This window comes from Serratia sp. JKS296 (assembly GCF_900215445.1).
GTDB lineage: Bacteria > Pseudomonadota > Gammaproteobacteria > Enterobacterales > Enterobacteriaceae > Serratia > Serratia marcescens.
In genome coordinates, this window is the sequence record NZ_OCMX01000001.1 from 122,688 (window position 1) to 148,675 (window position 25,988).

18 protein-coding genes, 4 tRNA genes, 3 rRNA genes and 1 riboswitch are annotated in these 25,988 nt (G+C 57.6%); of the genes, 20 read left to right on the forward strand and 5 right to left on the reverse strand.

Features of this window, described 5'->3' with window-relative positions:
- Positions 1-20: 20 nt before the first annotated feature.
- Positions 21-752, reverse strand: coding sequence for a glutathione peroxidase (locus CRO23_RS00620; protein ID WP_097101204.1), 732 nt, complete (start codon positions 750-752; stop codon positions 21-23).
- Positions 753-903: 151 nt separating this feature from the next.
- On the opposite strand from CRO23_RS00620, the gene oxyR reads away from it, so the two are divergent.
- Positions 904-1,821: a DNA-binding transcriptional regulator OxyR gene (oxyR, locus tag CRO23_RS00625; RefSeq protein ID WP_015379402.1), complete on the forward strand. Its 918-nt coding sequence runs from the start codon at positions 904-906 to the stop codon at positions 1,819-1,821.
- Here oxyR and sthA read toward each other — a convergent pair.
- Positions 1,804-3,201: a Si-specific NAD(P)(+) transhydrogenase gene (gene sthA, locus CRO23_RS00630; protein WP_004931047.1), complete on the reverse strand. Its 1,398-nt coding sequence runs from the start codon at positions 3,199-3,201 to the stop codon at positions 1,804-1,806. The genes oxyR and sthA overlap by 18 nt on opposite strands.
- 218 nt (positions 3,202-3,419) lie before the next feature.
- Here sthA and fabR point away from each other — a divergent pair, with 218 nt between their 5' ends.
- Positions 3,420-4,052 (forward strand): HTH-type transcriptional repressor FabR, encoded by a 633-nt coding sequence (fabR, locus tag CRO23_RS00635; protein ID WP_004931044.1) that lies wholly within the window; start codon positions 3,420-3,422, stop codon positions 4,050-4,052.
- Between the two features lie 15 nt (positions 4,053-4,067).
- Positions 4,068-4,439: a YijD family membrane protein gene (locus tag CRO23_RS00640; protein WP_016929728.1), complete on the forward strand. Its 372-nt coding sequence runs from the start codon at positions 4,068-4,070 to the stop codon at positions 4,437-4,439.
- A gap of 33 nt (positions 4,440-4,472) precedes the next feature.
- Here the strand turns inward: CRO23_RS00640 and trmA are convergent, their stop codons facing one another.
- Positions 4,473-5,576, reverse strand: coding sequence for a tRNA (uridine(54)-C5)-methyltransferase TrmA (gene trmA / locus CRO23_RS00645; RefSeq protein ID WP_079450591.1), 1,104 nt, complete (start codon positions 5,574-5,576; stop codon positions 4,473-4,475).
- A 122-nt stretch (positions 5,577-5,698) separates the two neighbouring features.
- Positions 5,699-5,911: riboswitch (cobalamin riboswitch) on the forward strand.
- Positions 5,912-5,980: 69 nt separating this feature from the next.
- Here trmA and btuB point away from each other — a divergent pair.
- From btuB to CRO23_RS00690, 9 genes are all read left to right on the forward strand, one after another.
- Positions 5,981-7,852 carry a TonB-dependent vitamin B12 receptor BtuB gene (gene btuB / locus CRO23_RS00650; protein WP_016929730.1) on the forward strand — a complete coding sequence of 624 codons (1,872 nt, stop codon included), beginning with the start codon at positions 5,981-5,983 and terminating at the stop codon, positions 7,850-7,852.
- Positions 7,797-8,660 carry a glutamate racemase gene (gene murI, locus CRO23_RS00655; RefSeq protein ID WP_025921004.1) on the forward strand — a complete coding sequence of 288 codons (864 nt, stop codon included), beginning with the start codon at positions 7,797-7,799 and terminating at the stop codon, positions 8,658-8,660. The genes btuB and murI overlap by 56 nt, the downstream gene beginning before the upstream one ends.
- 373 nt (positions 8,661-9,033) lie before the next feature.
- Positions 9,034-10,575, forward strand: a 16S ribosomal RNA gene (locus CRO23_RS00660).
- Between the two features lie 74 nt (positions 10,576-10,649).
- Positions 10,650-10,726: transfer RNA gene (locus tag CRO23_RS00665), tRNA-Ile, on the forward strand.
- 38 nt (positions 10,727-10,764) lie between these two features.
- Positions 10,765-10,840: transfer RNA gene (locus CRO23_RS00670), tRNA-Ala, on the forward strand.
- Positions 10,841-11,046: 206 nt separating this feature from the next.
- A 23S ribosomal RNA gene (locus CRO23_RS00675) occupies positions 11,047-13,954 on the forward strand.
- Between the two features lie 99 nt (positions 13,955-14,053).
- A 5S ribosomal RNA gene (gene rrf, locus CRO23_RS00680) occupies positions 14,054-14,169 on the forward strand.
- Together the 16S, 23S and 5S rRNA genes with 4 tRNA genes alongside form the textbook arrangement of a ribosomal RNA operon.
- Before the next feature lie 94 nt (positions 14,170-14,263).
- Positions 14,264-14,340, forward strand: a tRNA-Asp gene (locus CRO23_RS00685).
- Between the two features lie 51 nt (positions 14,341-14,391).
- Positions 14,392-14,467 (forward strand) — tRNA-Trp (locus tag CRO23_RS00690).
- A 269-nt stretch (positions 14,468-14,736) separates the two neighbouring features.
- On the opposite strand, the gene hdfR is transcribed toward CRO23_RS00690, so the two are convergent.
- The gene (hdfR, locus tag CRO23_RS00695; RefSeq protein ID WP_028128092.1) at positions 14,737-15,564 is read right to left on the reverse strand and encodes an HTH-type transcriptional regulator HdfR; all 828 of its coding nucleotides are present in this window, start codon (positions 15,562-15,564) and stop codon (positions 14,737-14,739) included.
- A 119-nt stretch (positions 15,565-15,683) separates the two neighbouring features.
- Here hdfR and CRO23_RS00700 point away from each other — a divergent pair, with 119 nt between their 5' ends.
- Positions 15,684-16,022, forward strand: coding sequence for a DUF413 domain-containing protein (locus CRO23_RS00700; RefSeq protein WP_004929946.1), 339 nt, complete (start codon positions 15,684-15,686; stop codon positions 16,020-16,022).
- Positions 16,023-16,049: 27 nt separating this feature from the next.
- Here CRO23_RS00700 and CRO23_RS00705 read toward each other — a convergent pair whose 3' ends face one another.
- Positions 16,050-17,573, reverse strand: coding sequence for a YifB family Mg chelatase-like AAA ATPase (locus tag CRO23_RS00705; protein ID WP_097101206.1), 1,524 nt, complete (start codon positions 17,571-17,573; stop codon positions 16,050-16,052).
- 341 nt (positions 17,574-17,914) lie between these two features.
- Here CRO23_RS00705 and CRO23_RS00710 point away from each other — a divergent pair, with 341 nt between their 5' ends.
- The 7 genes from CRO23_RS00710 to ilvA all read left to right on the forward strand — a co-directional run bounded on the left by CRO23_RS00710 (position 17,915) and on the right by ilvA (position 25,879).
- Positions 17,915-19,147: an MFS transporter gene (locus CRO23_RS00710; RefSeq protein ID WP_004929950.1), complete on the forward strand. Its 1,233-nt coding sequence runs from the start codon at positions 17,915-17,917 to the stop codon at positions 19,145-19,147.
- Positions 19,148-19,280: 133 nt separating this feature from the next.
- Positions 19,281-19,379, forward strand: a complete 99-nt coding sequence (gene ilvL / locus CRO23_RS00715; protein WP_013814970.1) for an ilv operon leader peptide — start codon at positions 19,281-19,283, stop codon at positions 19,377-19,379.
- Positions 19,380-19,521: 142 nt separating this feature from the next.
- Positions 19,522-21,168, forward strand: coding sequence for an acetolactate synthase 2 catalytic subunit (ilvG, locus tag CRO23_RS00720; protein WP_097101209.1), 1,647 nt, complete (start codon positions 19,522-19,524; stop codon positions 21,166-21,168).
- Positions 21,165-21,422 carry an acetolactate synthase 2 small subunit gene (gene ilvM, locus CRO23_RS00725; protein WP_004929955.1) on the forward strand — a complete coding sequence of 86 codons (258 nt, stop codon included), beginning with the start codon at positions 21,165-21,167 and terminating at the stop codon, positions 21,420-21,422. The genes ilvG and ilvM overlap by 4 nt, the downstream gene beginning before the upstream one ends.
- Positions 21,423-21,445: 23 nt before the next feature.
- Entirely contained in the window at positions 21,446-22,372 is a 927-nt protein-coding gene (locus tag CRO23_RS00730) for a branched-chain amino acid transaminase (protein WP_016930475.1), read from the forward strand.
- A 106-nt stretch (positions 22,373-22,478) separates the two neighbouring features.
- Positions 22,479-24,329 (forward strand): dihydroxy-acid dehydratase, encoded by a 1,851-nt coding sequence (gene ilvD, locus CRO23_RS00735; protein ID WP_033631836.1) that lies wholly within the window; start codon positions 22,479-22,481, stop codon positions 24,327-24,329.
- A 5-nt stretch (positions 24,330-24,334) separates the two neighbouring features.
- Entirely contained in the window at positions 24,335-25,879 is a 1,545-nt protein-coding gene (ilvA, locus tag CRO23_RS00740) for a threonine ammonia-lyase, biosynthetic (RefSeq protein ID WP_016930473.1), read from the forward strand.
- Positions 25,880-25,988 lie beyond the last annotated feature (109 nt).

Genomic DNA, 25,988 nt, shown 5'->3' on the forward strand with positions numbered 1-25,988 from the left:
GTTGGCTTTGTTATTACTTATTAAGCTGACAGGAAGGTTTCCAGATCGTCGCTGCCGCCGATGTGACGACCGCCGATGAAGACCTGCGGCACCGTGGCGCGGCCGCTGACGGCGCGCAGGCTGATGGTGGTGGCGTCTTTGCCCAGCACGATCTCTTCATACTGAATGCCACGCTCTTGCAGCATCTGCTTGGCTTTGGCGCAGAATGGGCAGCCCGGTTTGGTGAACAGAGAGACCGATTCCTGCACTTTGAATTCCGGCGCCAGGTATTTCAGCATGGTGTCGGCGTCGGACACTTCAAACGGGTCGCCCGGCTTGTTCGGCTCGACAAACATTTTCTCGACCACGCCGTTGCGTACCAGCATCGAGTAGCGCCATGAGCGAGGGCCAAAGCCCAGATCCGCTTTCTCGACCAGCATGTTCATGCCTTTGGTGAATTCACCGTTGCCGTCCGGTACGAAGGTGATGTTTTCCGCATGTTGGTCAGCTTTCCAGGCGTTCATGACGAAGGTGTCGTTCACGGAGACGCAAAGAATGCTGTCGACGCCGTGCTGCTTGAATACGCTGGACAGTTCGTTGTAGCGCGGCAGGTGGCTCGAAGAACAGGTCGGCGTGAACGCGCCCGGCAGCGAGAAAACAATGACGGTTTTGTTTTTGAACAGGTCATCAGTGGTCACATCAATCCATTGGTCGCCCTGACGGGTGTGGAAAGTAACCTGAGGAACTTTCTTGCCTTCTTGACTGGTAAACATTGATTAACCCCTTAATTAGGAAAAGTAATTTTTAGCATTTAGCGCGATATCGCTTCGTTGGGACACATTATTGTCGCTGGGGCTTGATAGATCTAATCGCTCATTGCTATCTTATCTATCGCCATGAGCTATCATGGAATGGAGGGAAACAATGAATATTCGTGATTTAGAGTATCTGGTCGCCTTGGCTGAGCACCGGCACTTCCGCCGTGCGGCCGATTCATGCCATGTGAGCCAGCCCACGCTGAGCGGGCAGATCCGCAAGCTGGAAGACGAGTTGGGCGTCATGCTGCTCGAGCGCACCAGCCGCAAGGTGCTGTTCACCCAGGCGGGTCTGTTGCTGGTGGAGCAGGCGCGTACCGTGCTGCGCGAAGTGAAAGTGTTGAAGGAGATGGCCAGCCAGCAGGGCGAAGCCATGTCCGGGCCGCTGCACATCGGCCTGATCCCGACCGTGGGGCCTTATCTGCTGCCGCAGATCATACCGACACTGCACAAAACCTTCCCGAAACTGGAAATGTACCTGCACGAAGCGCAAACCCACCAACTGCTGGCGCAACTCGACAGCGGCAAACTGGACTGCGCCATTCTGGCGTTGGTGAAGGAAACCGAGGCGTTTATCGAAGTGCCTCTGTTCGATGAACCGATGAAGCTGGCGGTGTATTCCGATCACCCGTGGGCGCAGCGCGAGCGCGTGGCGATGCCGGATTTGGCGGGAGAGAAGCTGCTGATGCTGGAAGATGGCCACTGCCTGCGCGATCAGGCGATGGGCTTCTGCTTCCAGGCGGGCGCGGACGAAGATACTCACTTCCGCGCCACCAGTCTGGAAACGTTGCGCAATATGGTCGCTGCCGGCAGCGGCATTACCCTGCTGCCGTCACTGGCGGTGCCGCCGCAGCGCGAACGCGACGGCGTGTGCTATCTGGATTGCTACAAGCCGGAACCGAAGCGCACCATCGCGTTGGTATATCGCCCCGGTTCCCCACTGCGCAGCCGTTATGAGCAGTTGGCCGAAGCGATCCGCGAGCACATGCAGGGCTACATCGACAGCGCGTTAAAACAGGCGGTTTAAGCCGTTAAGCGCCGCCACCCGGTAGGCTTCGGCCATGGTCGGATAGTTGAAGGTCGTATTAACGAAATACTCGATAGTATTGCCTTCACCTTTCTGTTCCATGATCGCCTGACCGATGTGGATGATCTCCGCCGCACGCTCGCCGAAGCAGTGGATCCCGAGGATCTGCAGGGTGTCGCGATGGAACAGGATCTTCAGGCTGCCGACGTTCATCCCGGCGATCTGCGCGCGCGCCAGATGCTTGAACTGGGCGCGGCCCACTTCATACGGCACTTTCATCGCCGTCAGTTCCTGCTCGGTTTTGCCGACGGAGCTGATTTCCGGAATGGTGTAGATGCCGGTCGGGATATCTTCGATTAGATGGCCGCTGGCTTCGCCGGAAGCGATCGCCTGGGCGGCGATGCGGCCCTGATCGTAGGCGGCGGAAGCCAGGCTCGGATAGCCGATCACGTCACCGACCGCGTAGATGTGCGACAGCGCGGTTTGATACATGCTGTTCACCTTCAGCAACCCGCGGCTGTCCGACTCCAGACCGACGTTCTCCAACCCCAACGAATCGGTGTTGCCGGTACGGCCGTTGGCGTACAGCAGGCAGTCCGCTTTCACCTTCTTGCCGGACTTCAGGTGCACGATCACGCCGTCTTCGGTGCCTTCGATCTTCTCGAATTCTTCGTTGTGGCGGATCACCACGCCGTTGTTCCAGAAGTGATAAGAGAGCGAATCCGACATCTCTTGATCGAGGAACGCCAGCAGGCGATCGCGGGTGTTGATCAGATCCACCTTGACGTTCAGACCGCGGAAGATAGACGCATATTCACAGCCGATCACCCCGGCGCCGTAAATGATCACGTGGCGCGGTTCATGGCTCAGCTCGAGAATGGAGTCGCTGTCGTAGATGCGCGGGTGATTGAAATCGACGCTGGCCGGATGGTAAGGGCGCGAGCCGCAGGCGATCACGATGTGGTCGGCGCGGATGGTGTCCTGGGTGCCGTCCATGTAGCTGACGCTGACGGTGTTGGCGTCGATGAAGCGTGCGTCGCCGGCGAACAGTTTGCACTGGTTCCGCTCATAAAACCCTTGGCGCATGCGGGTCTGCTGGCTGATGACGTTATCGGCGTGGCGTAAAATGTCAGGGAAGGTCGCGCTGAGCGTGCGCGAGTTGTTGTAAAGCGGGTTCTGGTTGAATTCGATAATGCGGCTGACGGCGTGGCGGAGGGCTTTGGAAGGGATGGTGCCCCAGTGGGTACATCCGCCGCCTACGTTGTTGTACCGTTCGATAACGGCCACGCGGGCGCCCTGTTTCACCAGCCCCATGGCGGCACCTTCACCACCAGGGCCCGAGCCAATCACAATGGCATCAAATTGATAGTGCTGTTGCATGTAGGAGAGACCTGTTTTTTTATACAAGATTACAACGGTATCTTAACATCATAGCGCTGCTCACCCAATCACCATTAGGCTTTTTGAGTCAAAGCACAATCGGCTCAGGGCGGAAGTGTGATAGAGCGCGTTAGTATAAATGCTGTTGCAATAAAATTTGCTATATTGCCGAGTCTAGGGCGTTAGACTGAGAGAATGGAACCTATCCGGATATGCATATGGGCGTCAGAGCACAACAAAAAGAACGGACTCGTCGTTCCCTGATCGAAGCCGCATTCAGCCAGCTGAGCGCCGAACGCAGTTTCGCCAGCCTGAGCCTGCGGGAAGTTTCACGCGAGGCGGGCATCGCGCCCACGTCGTTTTACCGCCATTTCCGCGACGTGGATGAGCTGGGGCTGACCATGGTGGACGAAAGCGGCCTGATGCTGCGTCAGTTGATGCGCCAGGCGCGCCAACGCATCGCCAAGGGCGGCAGCGTGATCCGCACCTCGGTGTCCACCTTTATGGAATTTATCGGCAACAACCCGAACGCCTTCCGCCTGCTGCTGCGCGAGCGCTCCGGCACGTCGGCGGCATTTCGTGCGGCGGTGGCGCGCGAGATCCAGCATTTCATCGCCGAACTGGCGGACTACCTCGAGTTGGAAAACCATATGCCGCGCAGCTTTACCGAAGCGCAGGCGGAGGCGATGGTCACCATCGTGTTCAGCGCCGGCGCGGAAGCGCTGGATATCGACGTCGAGCAGCGGCAGCAGCTGGAAGAGCGGCTGGTGCTGCAATTGCGTATGATCTCCAAAGGGGCGTATTACTGGTATCGTCGCGAACAAGAAAAAGCTTCTGTGTCCCACGTATAAAAAAGGTAAACAATGATGGAAAAACCAGGCCGTGAAAATGGCACCTTACTGCTGGCGTTGATTGCCGGCCTTTCGATCAACGGTTCCTTTGCCGCGCTGTTCAGCTCGGTGGTGCCGTTTTCGATCTTCCCGCTGATTGCGTTGGTGCTGGCGGTGTACTGCCTGCATCAGCGTTACCTGAACCGCGCCATGCCCGACGGCATGCCGAAGCTGGCGGCGGCCTGCTTCCTGCTGGGGCTGCTGATGTACAGCGCCATCGTGCGCGCCGAATACCCGCAGATCGGTTCCAACTTCCTGCCGTCGGTAGTGTGTGTGGCGCTGGTGCTGTGGATTGGGGTCAAGCTGAAGGCGCGCAAGACGCTGGATGCGCCGACTCAAGAGCCGTAATGAAACGGGGCGCCATATGGCGCCCCTGTCGTATCAGCGGTGTTTTTCCAGCAACACGCCGCATTCCATGTGATGGGTATACGGGAACTGGTCGAACAGCGCCAGACGGCTGACCCGGTGCGTGGCCTGCAGCGTTTCCAGGTTGGCGCACAGCGTTTCCGGATTGCATGAAATATACAGAATGCGCGGGTAAGCCTGCACCATCTTCACCGTTTCCGCGTCCAGCCCGCTGCGCGGCGGATCGACGAAAATCGTCTCGCAGTTGTAGCCGCTCAGATCGATGCCTTTCAACCGGTTGAATTCGCGTACTCCGTTCATCGCCTGGGTGAAGTCTTCCGCCGCCATGCGGATGATCTGCACGTTGTCGATATGGTTGGCGGCGATGTTGTACTGCGCCGCCGCCACCGACGGCTTGGCGATCTCGGTCGCCAGCACGCGCTCGAAATTGCGCGCCAACGCCAGCGAAAAGTTGCCGTTGCCGCAGTACAGCTCCAGCAAATCGCCTTTGGAACCGGCGGTGACCGCCAGCGCCCATTCCAGCATCTGCACGTTCATGGCCGCGTTGGGTTGAGTGAAGCTGTTTTCCACCTGGCGATAGATCATATCGCGGCCGGCGACCGTCAGCACTTCGTCAACATAATCCTGGTCGAGCATGATTTTGGTCTTCGACGCCCGGCCGATCAACTGCAGGTCAAAACCCTGCGCGCGCAGCTCGTCGCGCAGCTGCTCGGCGCGCTGCTGCCAAACGTCATCCAGCTTGCGGTGGTACAGCAGCGAGGCGATGATTTTGCCGCTTTGCGTCGACAGATAATCGATCTGAAACAGCTTGTGGCGCAGGATCGGCTCCGGTTTCAGCGCGGCGATCAGGGCGCTCATCAGGCGGTTGATCAGTTCGCTGGCGGCCGGGAATTGATCGACGCGAATACGCTGCTTGGTCTGCTGATCGAACATGATGTGATACATGTCGTCCGCGTCGTGCCAGATGCGGAACTCGGCGCGCATGCGGTAGTGGTCGACTGGCGAGCGGAACACTTCCGGCTCGGGCGCCGCGAACGGTGACATCAACGTCTTCAGGCGGGCGACTTTCTCCGCCAGTTGGTCATCGTAACGTTCAATAGGCAAATTCTCGGGCGTCATGTGTGTCTTCTCGTCAGGCAAATTTGATCAGCGGGGATTGTAGGGAATCAGCCCGTGAAGTCCAGTTTTGTCGCGTTTATTATTTGTAACATTAATAGCAGTCTAGACATCTATTTGCATTGATCGTAGCATTGCCGTCCGGCCTCAAGCAGCGAGTGAAAAGGGAATCCGGTGTGAATCCGGAGCTGACGCGCAGCGGTAAGGGGAAGTCACGGCGATAGCGTTTCGACGCAGACACTGTCCATTGCAGGATGGGAAGTCATCGCCCGTTGCCGGTCGCGCCCCGCGGCCCGCAAATCCCAAGCCCGAAGACCTGCCGGTGTTACGTCGCAATGTCCGTGGCCGTCGCGAACTACCGGCCATGATCCTGCGGCATCCGCCAATTAAGTTTGGATGCTTTTCTCATGACAATTACAAAAAATACGCTGCTGGCGGTGGTCTCCTCCGTCACGGCTTTTTCTGGATGGGCGCAAGACAACACCACAGCCACGAATGGCGATAACCTGGTGGTGACCGCCAACCGCTTCCCGCAGCCGGTTTCTTCCGTATTGGCGCCGACCTCCGTCGTCACCCGTAACGATATCGATCGCTGGCAGGCCAAGAGCCTGACCGACGTGATGCGCCGTTTGCCGGGCGTGGACGTTGGCCAAAACGGCGGGTTGGGGCAAAAGAGCTCGCTGTTTATTCGCGGCACCAACTCCAGCCACGTGCTGGTGCTAATTGACGGCATTCGCCTTAATCAGGCGGGCGTCAGCGGCTCTTCCGATCTCAGCCAAATCCCGATTTCTCTGGTGCAGAAAGTCGAATACATTCGCGGCCCGCGTTCGGCGGTATACGGTTCCGACGCCATCGGCGGCGTAGTCAACATCATTACCACGCGTGAAAAGAACGGTACTACGCTCTCAGCCGGCGTCGGCTCCAACGGCTATCAATCCTATGACGCGTCGACTCAACAGCCGTTGGGCGACAGCACCGTGGCGACGGTGGCGGGTGACTACACCTACACCAAAGGGTATGACGTGGTGGCCTACGGCAGCACCGGCATGCAAAGCCAGCAGGATCGCGATGGCTTTATGAGTAAGTCGCTGTATGGTGCGCTTGAGCACCAGTTCAGCGAATCGGTCAGCGGTTTTGTGCGCGGGTATGGTTACGACAACCGCACGGCGTATGATAGTTATTATTCCTCACCGACCAGCCCTCTGCTGGATACGCGCAAACTGTATAGCCAAACCTGGGATACCGGATTGCGCTATAAAGAAGGCATTTACGCAACACAAGTGATTGGCAGCTACAGCCATAGCAAGGATTACGATTACGATCCTCGCCTCGGCATGCATGACAGCTCGGCCAGCCTGGTGGATTCCGAACAGTACAACCTGCAGTGGGGCAATACGCTGCAGGTTGGACAGGGTACCGTAAGCGCTGGCGTCGACTGGCAGCAACAGAAAATCAAACCGGATTCCACCACCGTGAAGGGTGAAAAAAGCCAACGTGATGCAGGCATCTATCTGACCGCGCAGCAACTGGTTGGCCCGGTAACGCTGGAAGGCGCGGTTCGAGGTGACGATCATTCCGAGTTTGGCTGGCATGGCACCTGGCAAACCAGCGCGGCCTGGGAATTCGTCGAGGGATACCGTTTTATCGCGTCGTATGGCACGGCGTTCAAAGCACCGAATATGAGCCAGCTATACGGCAACTTCGGTAACAACACCGATCTGAAACCGGAAGAAAGCAAGCAGTGGGAAGGTGGCTTTGAAGGGCTGACCGGCCCGGTGACCTGGCGCATCTCCGGTTATCGCAACGACATCGACAATTTGATCGATTCCACGGGGGAAACCAACTACGTCTATTACAACGTGGGTAAGGCGACCATCAAAGGGATTGAAGCTACGGCCTCGTTTGATACCGGCCCGTTGACGCATCAGATTGGTTATGACTATGTCGATCCTCGCAACGCCAAGACCAATGAAGTGCTGCTGCGGCGCGCCAAGCAGCAGGTGAAATATGAGCTGGACTGGCAGCTGTATGACTTTGACTGGGCGGTGACTTATCAATATCTGGGTCAACGTTATGACAAGGATTACAGTACCTATCCGGAACAAAGCGTTAAACTTGGCGGAGTGAGCCTGTGGGATCTCGCAGTTTCGTATCCGGTCACATCTCATCTGACAGTTCGTGGTAGAATTGCCAACCTGTTTGATAAAGATTATGAGACGGCCTATGGCTACGCTACTCCAGGAAGAGAATACTACCTCACTGGAAGCTATACCTTCTAACAGCACCGCCACACCTCGCCCGACGGTGCTGGTTTTCGATTCCGGCGTCGGCGGGCTGTCGGTGTATCAGGAGATTCGGCAGTTGCTGCCGGATCTCCACTATATATATGCGTTCGACAACGTGGCGTTTCCCTACGGCGAGAAGTCCGAAGAGTTTATCGTTGAGCGCGTGCTGGAGATTGTCGGCGCGGTGCAGCAGCGTCATCCTCTGGCGATTGTCGTCATTGCCTGCAACACCGCCAGCACCGTTTCCTTGCCGGCCTTGCGCGAGCGTTTCAGTTTCCCTGTCGTGGGCGTGGTGCCCGCCATCAAACCGGCGGCCCGTCTTACCGTCAACGGCATTGTCGGCCTGTTGGCGACCCGCGGCACCGTACAGCGCAGCTACACCCACGAACTGATTTCCCGTTTCGCCACCGACTGCAAGATTGAACTGCTGGGCTCTTCAGAGCTGGTGGAGCTGGCGGAGGCCAAGCTCCACGGCGAAGCCGTGCCGCTGCCGGTGCTGAAGAAGATCCTGCATCCGTGGCTGAGCATGCGCGAGCCGCCGGATACCGTCGTGCTAGGCTGCACCCATTTTCCTCTGTTAGCTGAAGAGCTGATGCAGGTGTTGCCGGAAGGCACCCGATTGGTGGATTCCGGCGCGGCGATTGCCCGTCGCACCGCCTGGCTCATCTCTACGCAGGAAAACCTGGTCTCGAGCCAGGAAGAGAATCTGGCGTATTGCATGGCGTTAAATGAAGATACTGACGCTTTATTGCCCGTTTTGCAGGGCTATGGCTTTAAATCGTTGAAAAAACTGCCGCTTTAACGGTGTTTTGGTCAAACATTCAACGGTTGGAAAAAATATTGAAAATAGGGGTTGCGACCTGCCGAGAACTCCCTATAATGCGCCTCCACTGACCGGGAACAACGACTGATAAGCCGCCGGGTCAGCGAGAAGAAAGCGAAATAAACGCTTGACTCTCCGGGCGAAAAGCGTAGTATACGCAGCCCGCGCCGATGAGTTTCTCGGCACTGCTCTTTAACAATTTATCAGACAATCTGTGTGGGCACTCCACAAGACGATATCCAGCATCTTCGGATGCAAAAAAATATCAAGTCTTGAAGAGTGACTAACTGAAGTAAAATTCATGCAGTAAATCTTTGAGCATCGCTTCTCGAGTGGAAGCAAATCAAGCTTTTAATTGAAGAGTTTGATCATGGCTCAGATTGAACGCTGGCGGCAGGCTTAACACATGCAAGTCGAGCGGTAGCACAGGGGAGCTTGCTCCCTGGGTGACGAGCGGCGGACGGGTGAGTAATGTCTGGGAAACTGCCTGATGGAGGGGGATAACTACTGGAAACGGTAGCTAATACCGCATAACGTCGCAAGACCAAAGAGGGGGACCTTCGGGCCTCTTGCCATCAGATGTGCCCAGATGGGATTAGCTAGTAGGTGGGGTAATGGCTCACCTAGGCGACGATCCCTAGCTGGTCTGAGAGGATGACCAGCCACACTGGAACTGAGACACGGTCCAGACTCCTACGGGAGGCAGCAGTGGGGAATATTGCACAATGGGCGCAAGCCTGATGCAGCCATGCCGCGTGTGTGAAGAAGGCCTTCGGGTTGTAAAGCACTTTCAGCGAGGAGGAAGGTGGTGAGCTTAATACGCTCATCAATTGACGTTACTCGCAGAAGAAGCACCGGCTAACTCCGTGCCAGCAGCCGCGGTAATACGGAGGGTGCAAGCGTTAATCGGAATTACTGGGCGTAAAGCGCACGCAGGCGGTTTGTTAAGTCAGATGTGAAATCCCCGGGCTCAACCTGGGAACTGCATTTGAAACTGGCAAGCTAGAGTCTCGTAGAGGGGGGTAGAATTCCAGGTGTAGCGGTGAAATGCGTAGAGATCTGGAGGAATACCGGTGGCGAAGGCGGCCCCCTGGACGAAGACTGACGCTCAGGTGCGAAAGCGTGGGGAGCAAACAGGATTAGATACCCTGGTAGTCCACGCTGTAAACGATGTCGATTTGGAGGTTGTGCCCTTGAGGCGTGGCTTCCGGAGCTAACGCGTTAAATCGACCGCCTGGGGAGTACGGCCGCAAGGTTAAAACTCAAATGAATTGACGGGGGCCCGCACAAGCGGTGGAGCATGTGGTTTAATTCGATGCAACGCGAAGAACCTTACCTACTCTTGACATCCAGAGAACTTTCCAGAGATGGATTGGTGCCTTCGGGAACTCTGAGACAGGTGCTGCATGGCTGTCGTCAGCTCGTGTTGTGAAATGTTGGGTTAAGTCCCGCAACGAGCGCAACCCTTATCCTTTGTTGCCAGCGGTTCGGCCGGGAACTCAAAGGAGACTGCCAGTGATAAACTGGAGGAAGGTGGGGATGACGTCAAGTCATCATGGCCCTTACGAGTAGGGCTACACACGTGCTACAATGGCATATACAAAGAGAAGCGACCTCGCGAGAGCAAGCGGACCTCATAAAGTATGTCGTAGTCCGGATTGGAGTCTGCAACTCGACTCCATGAAGTCGGAATCGCTAGTAATCGTAGATCAGAATGCTACGGTGAATACGTTCCCGGGCCTTGTACACACCGCCCGTCACACCATGGGAGTGGGTTGCAAAAGAAGTAGGTAGCTTAACCTTCGGGAGGGCGCTTACCACTTTGTGATTCATGACTGGGGTGAAGTCGTAACAAGGTAACCGTAGGGGAACCTGCGGTTGGATCACCTCCTTACCTAAAGATATTAGTTCGAGTGGCGTGCTCACACAGATTGTCTGATAGAAAGTAACGAGCAGAAATACCTTTATAGGCTTGTAGCTCAGGTGGTTAGAGCGCACCCCTGATAAGGGTGAGGTCGGTGGTTCAAGTCCACTCAGGCCTACCACTTCTCGGAAGTGGAAAAGGTACTGCGCGTGACTGTATGGGGCTATAGCTCAGCTGGGAGAGCGCCTGCCTTGCACGCAGGAGGTCAGCGGTTCGATCCCGCTTAGCTCCACCATATAGTCCGGTATTTAATACTTCAGAGTATATTGGCGACAGTATGCTGCGAAGTATTTTGCTCTTTAACAATCTGGAACAAGCTGAAAATTGAAACATGACGGCTGAAATTTATCCCTCCGTAGAAGTACTGGGATGAAGAGTAACCTGTCATAGAGTCTTTCAAATGTTTGCAGCGCGAACGATGGAAACATCTTCGGGTTGTGAGGTTAAGTGACTAAGCGTACACGGTGGATGCCTAGGCAGTCAGAGGCGATGAAGGGCGTGCTAATCTGCGAAAAGCGTCGGTAAGGTGATATGAACCGTTATAACCGGCGATACCCGAATGGGGAAACCCAGTGTGTTTCGACACATTATCATGTCATGAATACATAGTGGCATGAGGCGAACCGGGGGAACTGAAACATCTAAGTACCCCGAGGAAAAGAAATCAACCGAGATTCCCCCAGTAGCGGCGAGCGAACGGGGAGGAGCCCAGAACCTGAATCGGCTTGTGTGTTAGTGGAAGCGTCTGGAAAGTCGCGCAGCAAAGGGTGATAGCCCCGTACACTAAAATGCACAGGTCGTGAGTTCGATGAGTAGGGCGGGACACGTGACATCCTGTCTGAATATGGGGGGACCATCCTCCAAGGCTAAATACTCCTGACTGACCGATAGTGAACCAGTACCGTGAGGGAAAGGCGAAAAGAACCCCGGCGAGGGGAGTGAAATAGAACCTGAAACCGTGTACGTACAAGCAGTGGGAGCACCTTCGTGGTGTGACTGCGTACCTTTTGTATAATGGGTCAGCGACTTATATTTTGTAGCAAGGTTAACCGTATAGGGGAGCCGTAGGGAAACCGAGTCTTAACTGGGCGATTAGTTGCAAGGTATAGACCCGAAACCCGGTGATCTAGCCATGGGCAGGTTGAAGGTTGGGTAACACTAACTGGAGGACCGAACCGACTAATGTTGAAAAATTAGCGGATGACTTGTGGCTGGGGGTGAAAGGCCAATCAAACCGGGAGATAGCTGGTTCTCCCCGAAAGCTATTTAGGTAGCGCCTCGTGAACTCATCTTCGGGGGTAGAGCACTGTTTCGGCTAGGGGGCCATCCCGGCTTACCAAACCGATGCAAACTCCGAATACCGAAGAATGTTATCACGGGAGACACACGGCGGGTGCTAACGTCCGTCGTGAAGAGGGAAACAACCCAGACCGCCAGCTAAGGTCCCAAAGTCATGGTTAAGTGGGAAACGATGTGGGAAGGCATAGACAGCCAGGATGTTGGCTTAGAAGCAGCCATCATTTAAAGAAAGCGTAATAGCTCACTGGTCGAGTCGGCCTGCGCGGAAGATGTAACGGGGCTAAACCATGCACCGAAGCTGCGGCAGCGACGCTTAGGCGTTGTTGGGTAGGGGAGCGTTCTGTAAGCCGTTGAAGGTGGCCTGTGAGGGTTGCTGGAGGTATCAGAAGTGCGAATGCTGACATAAGTAACGATAAAGCGGGTGAAAAGCCCGCTCGCCGGAAGACCAAGGGTTCCTGTCCAACGTTAATCGGGGCAGGGTGAGTCGACCCCTAAGGCGAGGCTGAAAAGCGTAGTCGATGGGAAACAGGTTAATATTCCTGTACTTGGTGTTACTGCGAAGGGGGGACGGAGAAGGCTAGGCTAGCCGGGCGACGGTTGTCCCGGTTTAAGCGTGTAGGGGGTGTGACCTGGTAAATCCGGTTGCATACTAACCCTGAGGCGTGATGACGATGCACTACGGTGCAGAAGTAGTTGATGCCCTGCTTCCAGGAAAATCCTCTAAGCATCAGGTAACATTAAATCGTACCCCAAACCGACACAGGTGGTCAGGTAGAGAATACCAAGGCGCTTGAGAGAACTCGGGTGAAGGAACTAGGCAAAATGGTGCCGTAACTTCGGGAGAAGGCACGCTGGCATGTAGGTGAAGTCCCTCGCGGATGGAGCTGAAGCCAGTCGAAGATACCAGCTGGCTGCAACTGTTTAATAAAAACACAGCACTGTGCAAACACGAAAGTGGACGTATACGGTGTGACGCCTGCCCGGTGCTGGAAGGTTAATTGATGGGGTCAGCCGCAAGGCGAAGCTCTTGATCGAAGCCCCAGTAAACGGCGGCCGTAACTATAACGGTCCTAAGGTAGCGAAATTCCTTGTCGGGTAAGTTCCGACCTGCACGAATGGCGTAATGATGGCCAGGCTGTCTCCACCCGAGACTCAGTGAAATTGAACTCGCTGTGAAGATGCAGTGTACCCGCGGCAAGACGGAAAGACCCCGTGAACCTTTACTATAGCTTGACACTGAACATTGAGCCTTGATGTGTAGGATAGGTGGGAGGCTTTGAAGCGTGGACGCCAGTCTGCGTGGAGCCATCCTTGAAATACCACCCTTTAATGTTTGATGTTCTAACTCGGCCCCATAATCTGGGGTGAGGACAGTGTCTGGTGGGTAGTTTGACTGGGGCGGTCTCCTCCCAAAGAGTAACGGAGGAGCACGAAGGTTAGCTAATCACGGTCGGACATCGTGAGGTTAGTGCAAAGGCATAAGCTAGCTTGACTGCGAGAGTGACGGCTCGAGCAGGTACGAAAGTAGGTCTTAGTGATCCGGTGGTTCTGAATGGAAGGGCCATCGCTCAACGGATAAAAGGTACTCCGGGGATAACAGGCTGATACCGCCCAAGAGTTCATATCGACGGCGGTGTTTGGCACCTCGATGTCGGCTCATCACATCCTGGGGCTGAAGTAGGTCCCAAGGGTATGGCTGTTCGCCATTTAAAGTGGTACGCGAGCTGGGTTTAGAACGTCGTGAGACAGTTCGGTCCCTATCTGCCGTGGGCGTTGGAAGATTGAGAGGGGTTGCTCCTAGTACGAGAGGACCGGAGTGAACGCACCACTGGTGTTCGGGTTGTCATGCCAATGGCATTGCCCGGTAGCTAAGTGCGGAAAAGATAAGCGCTGAAAGCATCTAAGCGCGAAACTTGCCTCAAGATGAGTCTTCCCTGGGCCTTTAAGGCCCCTGAAGGAACGTTTAAGACTAAGACGTTGATAGGCTGGGTGTGTAAGTGCAGCGATGCATTGAGCTAACCAGTACTAATGATCCGTGAGGCTTAACCTTACAACACCGAAGGTGTTTTTAGAGAGATTTTCAGCGAAGTTCCGAGATTGGTTCTGATGGCTTCATGGAAGTGAAGCGGTTGGAATGAAACAGAATTTGCCTGGCGGCAATAGCGCGGTGGTCCCACCTGACCCCATGCCGAACTCAGAAGTGAAACGCCGTAGCGCCGATGGTAGTGTGGGGTCTCCCCATGCGAGAGTAGGACACTGCCAGGCATCAAATAAACGTTATCAGTGTGACGACTGGTAATGCGCAAATCGCAGAACGCGATGTTGCCGGCATCGAAAGATGCAACGTAAAAGAATCGGTGGAGCGGTAGTTCAGTTGGTTAGAATACCTGCCTGTCACGCAGGGGGTCGCGGGTTCGAGCCCCGTCCGTTCCGCCACTTATTTAATTATGCCTGCTTTATTAGCAGGCATAATGTTAAGCGAGATTTAGGGGCGTAGCTCAGTTGGTAGAGCACCGGTCTCCAAAACCGGGTGTCGCGAGTTCGAGTCTCTCCGCCCCTGCCATATTAAGAACCCTTTGCGAAAGCAAAGGGTTTTTTTTTGCCTATTATCCCGATCCTTAGAGCGTTATCGTTTTGGAAAAGAGCGCATCGGGTGCTCTATGCTGATGCTTATCTGATCCGAGTTGCTCCATAGCCTTTCGATCTTTACCCCCGCAGACCTCCTGATTCTCCTACCATTTTGCATTTTCTTCTCTCAGAAGGCGATGGGCGGCTTTTGGCATGATAGACATCCAAGACCACGGTGGCGGCTTTTAAGGCCGCCATGGCGCTTTAGGCTGCGGTATTTAAAGGTATTTTAAGTAATTGCCGAATCAAAGGTTGTTGATCGCTGTTTTGCAACCAGACGGCATACAGTGGGCGGATAATCGGCGGGATCTCGGTGGCGGCCACCAGCTGTGGGTACTCTTTTTCCCAATGGCTGGGCAGGAAAGCGCATCCGCCCGTGGTTTCCAACAGCTGACGCGTCAGGTGAGCGGAGGTGGTGGTAAGCACCGGTACGTTATCACCTTCCAACATGCGGTTTTCTTGTTGGTGGAAGTCGGCTCCCCATTCCAGCTTGATGTAGGGCATTGGGGCCTGTTTGTCACGATAAGCGGATGAGAACAGGCGTAATGAGAAATTGCTCAGTTGCTGGCTGGCCAACTCATCCATCTTCGGCGGTTCAGTGGTGATCAGTAAATCGAGCTGCCTTTCATGCAGTTGTTTTACCAAAGAGTGCCTTAATGCCACCCTGGCTTCTAGCTGCAGCGCCTCGCGTTGTTGATAGAGTGCTTGCAACCAGGGAGTCAGATAGGCCTCCCACAACGAAGCGGTAGCGCCGATCGACAACTCGGTGTGTTGCAGCGAACGCACGACTTCCTTCTTCGCCAACTGCCAGGTGTTCATCAGGCTCTCGGCATAGGGCAGAAGCCGCTCGCCGGCAGGCGTCAGGCGGATGTTATTGCGATGACGGGTAAATAAATTTGCGCCCAACTGGTTTTCTAGCTGACGGATGCGGAAACTGACCGCGGACTGCGTTAAGTACAAAGATTCTGCGGCTCTGCCAAAGTGACGCGTTCTACTGACCTCCAAAAAGGTTTTCAGTAATTCGGTATCCACACCTATCTCCAAAAAAATTTGTCGTTAAGATTTAAATGTTTTGTTTTACACGCTGTCAAGCCTATCTAATACTCCGCGCCATAAACAGCACGGCCATAAGAGAATTAGGAGCGTGTCAGATGGCGGATAGCTTCACCACGACCAATCGTTTTTTTGATAATAAACATTACCCTCGCGGGTTCTCCCGTCACGGCGATTTCACCATTAAAGAGGCGCAATTGCTAGAGCGCTTCGGCTACGCGTTTAACGAGTTGGACTCGGGTAAACGCCAGCCGGCCACTGAAGAAGAACAGCTGTTCGTCGCAGTGTGTCGCGGTGAGCGCGAAGCGGCTACCGAGCAGGAAAAAGTATGGGCTAAATATCTGGCGCGCACACGTCGCCCGAAGAAATTCCATACTCTGTCCGGCGGTAAACCGCAGGCTGACGCAGTAGAAGATTACAGCGACAGCGAAGACTAAAGACGATGGGGCCTGCGGGCCCCATTTTCATTCCAGACTGCGATGCAGTTGTAACAGCAGACGGTCCATACTGCGATAGCCCAGCGCTTCGCTGAGGTGGCGCCTGTCGAGCTCAGCATCTCCCGCCAAATCCGCCAGCGTGCGCGCCACTTTCAAGATGCGCTGCCAGGCGCGGACTGATAACCCCAGCGTGTTTAATGTCGCTTCCAAAAACTCGGCGTCTGCCGCCTGCAAAACGCAATCTCGTTCCACTTCACGGTTGCTCAACAGCGCGTTGACTTTACCGGCGCGTTCGAGCTGCCGGGCGCGTGCCTGCTGCACCCTTTTCAGTACTTGTTCGCTGCTTTCTCCATGGGCTTTCCGATGACTGAGCGTACCCGGCGGCAACAACGGCACTTCGATAGACAGATCGAAACGGTCGAGAAAAGGCCCTGACAGCCGGGCCAGATAGCGCAACACCTGCTGCGGTGAGGCGCGATTGTGCAACCCCTGATAATGCCCTGTCGGGCTTGGGTTCATTGCCGCGATCAGTTGCACCCTGGCGGGGAAACAGACCTTGGCGTTGGCACGCGAAATCACGATCTCGCCGGATTCCAATGGCTCACGCAGCGCATCCAGTACCTTACGCTCGAATTCCGGCAGTTCATCCAGAAACAGCACGCCGTTATGCGCCATCGAGATCTCGCCCGGTCGCGGCAGTGAGCCGCCGCCGACCAATGCCGCCATCGAGGCGCTGTGGTGCGGCGCGCGAAACGGCCTCTGGCGCCATGGTAGCGCGGCGGGAATGTGATGCTGCAAGCTGGCGATCGCCAGGCTTTCCAGCGCCTCAGCCTCCGTCAGCGGCGGCAGCAAGCCCGTGAGACGGCTGGCCAGCATGGTTTTACCGGTGCCCGGTGGCCCAATCAACAGCAGGTTATGCCCGCCGGCGGCGGCGATCTCTAATGCCCGCTTGGCCTGTTCCTGACCGATGATGTCGCGCAGGTCGGCGTTTTCGCACGCGTTGTCCGCATCGGGGGGCGTGGCCGCTACCGGCAGTTCGCCTTGGCCGAGCAAAAAAGCGCAGACTTCCAGCAGGTGTTGGGCGGTATGGGAGCGCGACTGCGCGATCAGGCCGACTTCGGCGGCGTTGTCCGTCGAGAGGATCAGTTGCCGCCCGGCATCAGCCGCCGCCAGTGCCGCCGGGATCGCTCCCCTGACCGCGCGCAGTGAGCCAGACAGCGCGAGCTCGCCAAGAAACTCGTAGCGCGCCAACGGCGCGAGGGGCAATTGCTCGGAGGCGGCGAGGATCGCCAGCGCTATCGGCAGATCGTAACGCCCGCCTTCTTTTGGCAGATCGGCGGGCGCCAAATTGACGGTGATGCGCCGGGCGGGAAAGGTGAAACCGCTGTTGATCAGGGCGCTGCGCACCCGATCGCGCGCCTCTTTTACCGTGGTTTCCGGCAGGCCGACCAGCGTCAGGCCGGGCAGGCCATTGCTGATATGCACCTCCACCGTTACGGAAGGGGCCTGAACGCCGATGATGGCGCGGCTATAGATTAACGCCAGTGACATATCGCTCTCCTTGCTGAGGACGACATGATGCGAGGTTCATCCTGGCATTGCGCGGCGTTATTGGTGGTTTTTCTATGGGTTTCGCAGCGTAATTGCTCATTTTCATCGAAGTAAATGAGATTGTGCGAGCCGCCTCGCAACCTGCGGCAATACCCATTAACAATTCGCTGAAGGCTGCAACACATTAGCGGCCCATACGCATTGCAATCATAGGGTTAACGGGTGTATTTAACAATTGATTAAAAGAAAAATCACTTCTTTAACAAGCTCCGACCGCCGCCGCATTCTGCCCGGCAGCCGCTAAACCTCCTGACTTCGTACTCTACGGTAGGGATAACACTATGTTTGGTTGGACCCCGCTGCAACGCAACGCGGCAATCGCCAGCTTTTCAAGCTGGACGCTCGACGCTTTCGATTTTTTCGTGCTGGTATTCTTACTCAGCGACATCGCGCAATCCTTTCACGTCGGTCTGGAACAGGTCACGTTGGCGATTCTGCTCACGCTGGCGGTGCGCCCGATTGGCGCGCTGATCTTCGGGCGTGCGGCGGAAAAGTATGGCCGCAAACCGATCCTGATGTTGAATATCGTCTTTTTCTCGGTGTTTGAGCTGCTCTCCGCCGCCGCGCCCTCGCTGACGGTCTTCTTGCTGTTGCGGGTGTTGTACGGTGTCGCGATGGGCGGCATCTGGGGCGTGGCGTCGTCGTTGGCGATGGAAACCATACCGGACCGCTCACGCGGCCTGATGTCGGGCATTTTCCAGGCCGGCTATCCGTTCGGTTATCTGCTGGCGGCGGTGGTGTACGGCCTGCTGTTCGAAACGGTCGGCTGGCGCGGCATGTTCGTCATCGGCGCGGCGCCGATCCTGCTGCTGCCGTTTATTTATTATTGCGTGCAGGAGTCGCCGGTGTGGCTGGCGGCGCGTGAGCGCAAAGAAAGCACGGCTTTATTGCCGGTGTTGAAGAGCCACTGGAAGCTGTGCTGCTATCTGGTGCTGCTGATGGCGGCGTTCAATTTCTTCTCCCACGGCACGCAGGATCTGTATCCGGTGTTTCTGAAAGTTCAGCACGGTTTCGACCCTAAAACCGTCAGTATCATCGCCATTAGCTACAATATCGCGTCAATTATCGGCGGTGTTTTCTTCGGTTCGTTGTCGGAAAAGATCGGCCGCAAAAAAGCGATCATCATTGCCGCACTGCTGGCGCTGCCGGTGATCCCGCTGTGGGCGTTTTCCAGCGGTTCGCTGATGTTGGGGATCGGCGCTTTCCTGATGCAGTTCATGGTGCAGGGCGCCTGGGGCGTGGTGCCGACCTACCTGACCGAGTTGGTGCCGGCCAATACCCGCGCGGTGCTGCCGGGGTTTGTGTACCAACTGGGTAACCTGATCGCTTCGGTCAACGCCACGCTGCAAGCCACCATCGCCGAGCATCATGGGCATAATTACGGCCTGGCGATGGCGATCGTCGCCGGTACGGTGGCGGTGGCGATCGCCCTGTTGGTGTTCTTCGGCAAGGATACGCGCGGCAAGGCGATCACCGACGCGGTAGAAAATCCGGGTATGCGCGCCAACGTGTGAAAGATGGGCGATTCGCGTGAGGTATGACCAGATTGCGCCGAATAATAACGCAAAAAAAGTGTTGTCATGCCGCGCGCGACTATGATACCTCTGTAAGCATTAGTTCTGAATGAGCACAGTGAACAAACCCATTATGAAAGCCTTTGCCCAAGTGATTAGCCTAGTCGTGATTAGCGTGGTGGTGATTATTATCCCACCGTGCGGGGCTGCACTTGGACGAAGAAAGGCTTAGCAAACAAGCCGGAATCGCAAGAGAACCCCCGCACCGTCAGGTCCGGGGGTTTTTTATTGGCAAGAGAAAAGTGGAGCAAGGGGCAGAACATGAAAAACAGAACAAAATCCTGCAGTTGTCGAAGTAAGGCGGGGAAATAACCATGAATGGCGCTCAGTGGGTAGTTCAAGCGTTGCGTGCGCAGGGGGTGGATACCGTATTCGGCTATCCGGGCGGGGCAATCATGCCGGTGTACGATGCGTTGTATGACGGCGGCGTGGAACACCTGCTGTGCCGCCATGAACAGGGCGCCGCCATGGCCGCCATCGGCTACGCCCGCGCCACCGGCAAAGTCGGCGTTTGCATCGCCACTTCCGGCCCCGGCGCCACCAACCTGATCACCGGCCTGGCTGATGCGCTGCTCGATTCTGTTCCCGTTGTCGCCATCACCGGTCAGGTGGGTTCCGCGCTGATCGGCACCGATGCCTTTCAGGAGATCGATGTTCTCGGCCTGTCTCTGGCCTGCACCAAGCACAGCTTCCTGGTGGAGTCGCTGGACGCCTTGCCGGGCATCATGGCGGAAGCGTTCGCCATCGCCGCCGGCGGCCGTCCCGGTCCGGTGCTGATCGATATCCCGAAAGACATCCAGCTGGCGCAGGGCGACTTGCACCCGCATCTGATGCCGGTCGACGAAGCGCCGGCGTTCCCGGCGGCGGCGTTGGCCGAGGCGGCTGAGCTGTTGGCGCAGGCGCATAAACCGATGCTGTACGTCGGCGGCGGCGTGGGCATGGCGCAGGCGGTGCCGGCGCTGCGCGAGTTCATCGCCGTGACCCGCATGCCGAACGTCGCCACCCTGAAGGGGCTGGGCGCGCCGGATGCGCAAGATCCGCTGTACCTCGGCATGCTGGGCATGCACGGCACCAAGGCCGCTAACCTGGCGGTGCAGGAGTGCGATTTGCTGATCGCCGTCGGCGCGCGTTTCGATGACCGCGTGACCGGCAAACTGAACGCCTTCGCGCCGCACGCCAAAGTGATCCACATGGATATCGACCCGGCGGAAATGAGCAAGCTGCGCCAGGCGCATGTGGCCCTGCAGGGCGATCTGAAAACGTTGCTGCCGGCGTTGCAGCGCCCGCTGAACATCGCCGCCTGGCAGCAGCAGGTGACGGCGCTGAAAGCCGAGCACGCCTGCCGCTACGATCACCCCGGCCAGCCGATCTACGCGCCGCTGTTCTTGCGCCAGCTGTCCGCCCGCAAGCCGGCCAACAGCGTGGTGACCACCGACGTCGGCCAGCACCAGATGTGGAGCGCGCAACACATGACGTTCGAGCGCCCGGAGAATTTCATCACCTCCAGCGGTCTCGGCACCATGGGGTTCGGCGTGCCGGCGGCGGTAGGGGCCCAAATTGCCCGCCCGCAAGATACGGTGATCTGCGTCTCGGGCGATGGTTCCTTCATGATGAACGTGCAGGAACTGGGCACCATCAAGCGCAAACAGCTGCCGCTGAAGATCGTGCTGCTGGACAACCAGCGCCTCGGAATGGTGCGCCAATGGCAGCAGCTGTTCTTCGACGGCCGCTACAGCGAAACCGACCTGTCCGATAACCCCGACTTCCTGATGCTGGCCGCCGCCTTCGGCATTCCCGGCCAGCGCATCAGCCGCAAGGATCAGGTGGAGGGCGCGCTCGAGGCGCTGTTCAACACCGAAGGCCCTTATCTGCTGCAGGTCTCTATCGACGAACTCGAAAACGTCTGGCCGCTGGTGCCGCCGGGCGCCGGTAACGAAACCATGTTGGAGGAAATATCATGATGCAGCATCAACTCTCGATCCAGGCGCGTTTTCGCCCCGAAATGTTAGAGCGCGTATTGCGGGTCGTGCGTCATCGCGGCTTTCAGGTTTGTGCTATGAATATGGTTTCCCCGGCCAACGCCGACAGCATCAATATCGAATTGACCGTTGCCAGCCCGCGCCCGGTCGCCCTGTTGTCATCTCAATTAAGCAAACTGATGGACGTCTCCTGCGTCGAGATCCAGCAGCCAACATCACAACAAATACGCGCCTGAGGCGCCGAGAAGGATAAATAACAATGACAAAGAAAGCCGATTACATTTGGTTCAATGGTGAGATGGTTCCTTGGGCCGAGGCCAAAGTGCACGTGATGTCGCACGCGTTGCATTACGGCACGTCGGTGTTTGAAGGGGTGCGCTGCTACGACTCGCACTTGGGGCCGGTGGTATTCCGTCATCGCGAGCATATGCAGCGCCTGCACGATTCGGCGAAAATCTACCGCATGCCGGTGTCGCAAAGCGTCGACGAGCTGATGGAAGCCTGCCGCGCTACGCTGCGCAAGAACAACCTGGTCAGCGCGTACATTCGCCCGCTGGTGTTCGTCGGCGATGTCGGCATGGGCGTTAACCCGCCGGCCGGTTATAAAACGGACGTGATTATCGCGGCGTTTCCTTGGGGCGCTTACCTGGGTGAAGAAGCGCTGGATCAAGGCATCGATGCGATGGTCTCCTCCTGGCACCGCGTCGCACCAAACACGATCCCCACTGCGGCCAAGGCCGGCGGCAATTATCTTTCCTCCCTGCTGGTGGGCAGCGAAGCGCGTCGCCACGGCTATCAGGAAGGCATTGCGCTCGACGTGCACGGTTACATTTCCGAAGGGGCGGGCGAAAACCTGTTTGAAGTGAAAGACGGCGTGCTCTATACCCCGCCATTCACCTCTTCGGCGCTGCCGGGCATTACCCGCGACGCGATCATCAAGCTGGCGAAAGACATGGGCTTCGAGGTGCGCGAGCAGGTGCTGTCGCGCGAATCGCTGTACCTGGCCGACGAAGTGTTCATGTCCGGCACCGCGGCGGAGATCACGCCGGTGCGCAGCGTGGACGGCATTCAGGTCGGCATCGGCAAATGCGGCCCGGTGACCAAACAGATCCAACAGGCGTTCTTCGGCCTGTTCAGCGGCAAGACCGAAGACAAATACGGTTGGCTGGATCCGGTCAATCCGTAACGATAAGGTTCGCCGCGCAGCGTGGCGGACGACAAGACAGACAAGATAAGAATATCCAGGCGGTTCGTTCGCCGCCTGTCATAAATACATTTGGAGTGAAAAGAGCATGCCTAAGTACCGTTCCGCCACCACCACCCACGGCCGCAATATGGCGGGTGCCCGCGCATTGTGGCGCGCGACCGGGATGACCGACGCCGATTTCGGCAAGCCAATCATCGCCGTGGTCAACTCCTTTACCCAGTTCGTGCCTGGCCATGTGCATCTGCGCGATCTGGGCAAACTGGTCGCCGAACAGATCGAAGCCTCCGGCGGCGTGGCCAAAGAGTTCAACACCATTGCGGTGGATGACGGCATCGCCATGGGCCACGGCGGCATGCTCTATTCCCTGCCGTCGCGCGAACTGATCGCCGACTCGGTCGAATACATGGTGAACGCCCACTGCGCCGATGCGATGGTGTGCATCTCCAACTGTGACAAGATCACCCCGGGCATGCTGATGGCGGCGTTGCGCCTGAATATTCCGGTGATCTTCGTCTCCGGCGGTCCGATGGAAGCCGGCAAGACCAAACTCTCCAACCAGATCATCAAGCTGGATCTGGTGGACGCGATGATCCAGGGCGCGAACCCGAACGTCAGCGACGCCGACAGCGAGCAGATCGAGCGTTCCGCCTGCCCGACCTGCGGCTCTTGCTCCGGCATGTTCACCGCCAACTCAATGAACTGCCTGACCGAAGCGCTGGGCCTGTCGCAGCCGGGCAACGGTTCGCTGCTGGCCACCCACGCCGATCGCAAGGAACTGTTCCTCAACGCCGGCAAGCGCATCGTCGAGCTGACCAAACGCTATTACGAGCAGGACGACGAGAGCGCGCTGCCGCGCAATATCGCCAACAAGGCGGCATTTGAAAACGCCATGACGCTGGACATCGCCATGGGCGGCTCGACCAACACCGTGCTGCACCTGCTGGCTTCGGCGCAGGAAGGCGAGGTGGACTTCACCATGGAGGACATCGATCGCCTGTCGCGCAAAGTGCCGCACCTGTGCAAGGTGGCGCCGAGCACGCAGAAATATCACATGGAAGACGTGCACCGCGCCGGTGGCGTGATCGGCATCCTCGGCGAGCTGGATCGCGCCGGCTTGCTGAACCGCGAAGTGAACAATGTGCTGGGGCTGACCCTGCCGCAGACGCTGGAAGCCTACGACGTGATGCTGACCCGCGACGAAAGCGTCAAGAAAATGTACTCCGCCGGGCCGGCCGGTATCCGCACCACGCAGGCATTCTCTCAGGACTGCCGTTGGGATTCGCTGGACACCGACCGCAAGGAAGGCTGCATCCGCACCCGTGAGCACGCCTACAGTCAGGACGGCGGATTGGCGGTGCTGTACGGCAACCTGGCGGAAAACGGCTGCATCGTCAAAACCGCCGGCGTAGATAAAGAAATCCTCACCTTCCGCGGCCCGGCCAAAGTCTATGAAAGCCAGGATGAGGCGGTAGACGCCATCCTCGGCGGCAAAGTGGTGGCGGGCGACGTGGTCGTTATCCGTTACGAAGGGCCGAAAGGCGGCCCGGGCATGCAGGAAATGCTTTATCCAACCACTTACCTGAAATCGATGGGGCTGGGCAAGGCGTGCGCGCTGATCACCGACGGGCGTTTCTCCGGCGGCACCTCCGGGTTGTCCATCGGCCACGCTTCGCCGGAAGCGGCCAGCGGCGGCCTGATCGCCCTGGTGCAGGACGGTGACATGATCGCAATCGACATTCCTCATCGCGGCATCCAGCTGGACGTCAGCGAGCAGGAGCTGGCGGCGCGGCATGAGGCGGAACTGGCGCGCGGCGACGCGGCCTGGACGCCGAAAAACCGTGAACGTCAGGTATCCTTCGCGCTGCGCGCCTACGCCTCGTTGGCCACCAGCGCCGACAAAGGCGCGGTGCGCGACAAGAGCAAACTGGGGGGATAAGCAGCATGGCGGTCTCTCAACCCCTACCCAGCGCCCCCTGCGGCGCGGAATATCTGCGAGCGGTACTGCGCTCGCCGGTTTACGAGGTGGCGCAGGTCACCCCGTTGCAGGCCATGAGCAAAATCTCTTCGCGCCTCGGCAACACCATTTTGGTGAAGCGCGAAGATCGCCAGCCGGTGCACAGCTTCAAGCTGCGCGGGGCCTATGCGATGATCGCCGGGCTGGACGAAGAGCAGAAGGCGCGCGGCGTCGTGACGGCTTCGGCCGGCAACCACGCGCAGGGCGTCGCCTTCTCCGGTAAACGGCTGGGCATCAAAACGCTGATCGTGATGCCGGTCTCCACCGCTGACATCAAGGTGGATGCGGTGCGCGGCTTCGGCGGTGAAGTGTTGCTGCACGGTGCCAATTTCGACGAGGCCAAAGCGAAGGCGATCGAGCTTTCCCAGCAGCAGGGCATGACCTTTGTGCCGCCGTTCGATCACCCGACGGTGATCGCCGGGCAGGGCACGCTGGCGATGGAGCTGCTGCAGCAAGACGCGCATCTGGATCGGGTTTTCGTGCCGGTCGGCGGCGGCGGCCTGGCCGCCGGGGTGGCGGTGCTGATCAAACAGCTGATGCCGCAGATCAAAGTGATCGGCGTCGAAGCGGAAGACTCCGCCTGCCTGCGCGCGGCGCTGGATGCCGGCCATCCGGTGGATCTGGCGCGCGTCGGGCTGTTCGCCGAAGGCGTGGCGGTGAAGCGCATCGGCGACGAAACCTTCCGCCTGTGCCGTGAGTATCTGGACGACGTGATCACCGTGGACAGCGACGCCATCTGCGCGGCGGTCAAAGATCTGTTCGAGGACGTGCGCGCCATTGCCGAGCCTTCCGGCGCGCTGGCTTTGGCGGGGCTGAAAAAGTACGTCCAGCAGCACAACATTCAGGGCGAGCGTCTGGCGCACGTGCTGTCCGGCGCCAACCTCAACTTCCACGGGCTGCGCTACGTTTCCGAGCGCTGCGAACTGGGCGAACAACGCGAAGCGCTGCTGGCGGTGACCATTCCGGAACAACAGGGCAGCTTCCTCAAGTTCTGCCAACTGCTGGGCGGGCGCTCGGTGACCGAATTCAACTACCGCTACGCCGATGCCGACAACGCCTGCATTTTCGTCGGCGTGCGTCTGACGCGCGGCCACGCCGAACGACGGGAGATCATCGACGAACTCAACGCCGGCGGTTATCAGGTGGTGGATCTGTCGGACGATGAGATGGCCAAGCTGCACGTGCGCTACATGGTGGGCGGGCGTCCGTCGAAGCCGCTGCGCGAACGGCTGTACAGCTTTGAGTTTCCGGAGTCGCCGGGCGCGCTGCTGAAGTTCCTGCAAACGCTGGGCACGCACTGGAACATCTCGTTGTTCCACTATCGCAGCCACGGCACCGACTTCGGCCGGGTGCTGGCGGCCTTTGAACTGGCGCAAAGCGAGCCGGAATTCGAGCGGCACCTGCAGGCGCTGGGCTACGATTGCCACGACGAAACCGACAACCCGGCGTTCCGCTTCTTTTTGCAGGGGTGAGCCGGATTGATAAGCAACCGTGACGCGTTAGTCAGTTTATAGGTTGCATGGTTGTGATTTTGTCGTGCATTTTTATACTGCCAAGACTTCTGACGTATAGGGATGCACG

Excerpts from the sequence above, each read along its gene's own strand:
- CRO23_RS00640 (WP_016929728.1), top strand. The coding sequence starts at position 4,068 with ATGGAAAAACCAGGCCGTGAAAATGGCACCTTACTGCTGGCGTTGATT.
- ilvD (WP_033631836.1), top strand. The coding sequence starts at position 22,479 with ATGCCTAAGTACCGTTCCGCCACCACCACCCACGGCCGCAATATGGCG.
- btuB (WP_016929730.1), top strand. The coding sequence starts at position 5,981 with ATGACAATTACAAAAAATACGCTGCTGGCGGTGGTCTCCTCCGTCACG.
- ilvG (WP_097101209.1), top strand. The coding sequence starts at position 19,522 with ATGAATGGCGCTCAGTGGGTAGTTCAAGCGTTGCGTGCGCAGGGGGTG.
- fabR (WP_004931044.1), top strand. The coding sequence starts at position 3,420 with ATGGGCGTCAGAGCACAACAAAAAGAACGGACTCGTCGTTCCCTGATC.
- CRO23_RS00620 (WP_097101204.1), bottom strand. The coding sequence starts at position 752 with ATGTTTACCAGTCAAGAAGGCAAGAAAGTTCCTCAGGTTACTTTCCAC.
- CRO23_RS00705 (WP_097101206.1), bottom strand. The coding sequence starts at position 17,573 with ATGTCACTGGCGTTAATCTATAGCCGCGCCATCATCGGCGTTCAGGCC.
- trmA (WP_079450591.1), bottom strand. The coding sequence starts at position 5,576 with ATGACGCCCGAGAATTTGCCTATTGAACGTTACGATGACCAACTGGCG.
- CRO23_RS00700 (WP_004929946.1), top strand. The coding sequence starts at position 15,684 with ATGGCGGATAGCTTCACCACGACCAATCGTTTTTTTGATAATAAACAT.
- sthA (WP_004931047.1), bottom strand. The coding sequence starts at position 3,201 with ATGCAACAGCACTATCAATTTGATGCCATTGTGATTGGCTCGGGCCCT.
- oxyR (WP_015379402.1), top strand. The coding sequence starts at position 904 with ATGAATATTCGTGATTTAGAGTATCTGGTCGCCTTGGCTGAGCACCGG.
- CRO23_RS00710 (WP_004929950.1), top strand. The coding sequence starts at position 17,915 with ATGTTTGGTTGGACCCCGCTGCAACGCAACGCGGCAATCGCCAGCTTT.
- CRO23_RS00730 (WP_016930475.1), top strand. The coding sequence starts at position 21,446 with ATGACAAAGAAAGCCGATTACATTTGGTTCAATGGTGAGATGGTTCCT.
- murI (WP_025921004.1), top strand. The coding sequence starts at position 7,797 with ATGGCTACGCTACTCCAGGAAGAGAATACTACCTCACTGGAAGCTATA.
- ilvA (WP_016930473.1), top strand. The coding sequence starts at position 24,335 with ATGGCGGTCTCTCAACCCCTACCCAGCGCCCCCTGCGGCGCGGAATAT.
- ilvM (WP_004929955.1), top strand. The coding sequence starts at position 21,165 with ATGATGCAGCATCAACTCTCGATCCAGGCGCGTTTTCGCCCCGAAATG.
- ilvL (WP_013814970.1), top strand. The coding sequence starts at position 19,281 with ATGAAAGCCTTTGCCCAAGTGATTAGCCTAGTCGTGATTAGCGTGGTG.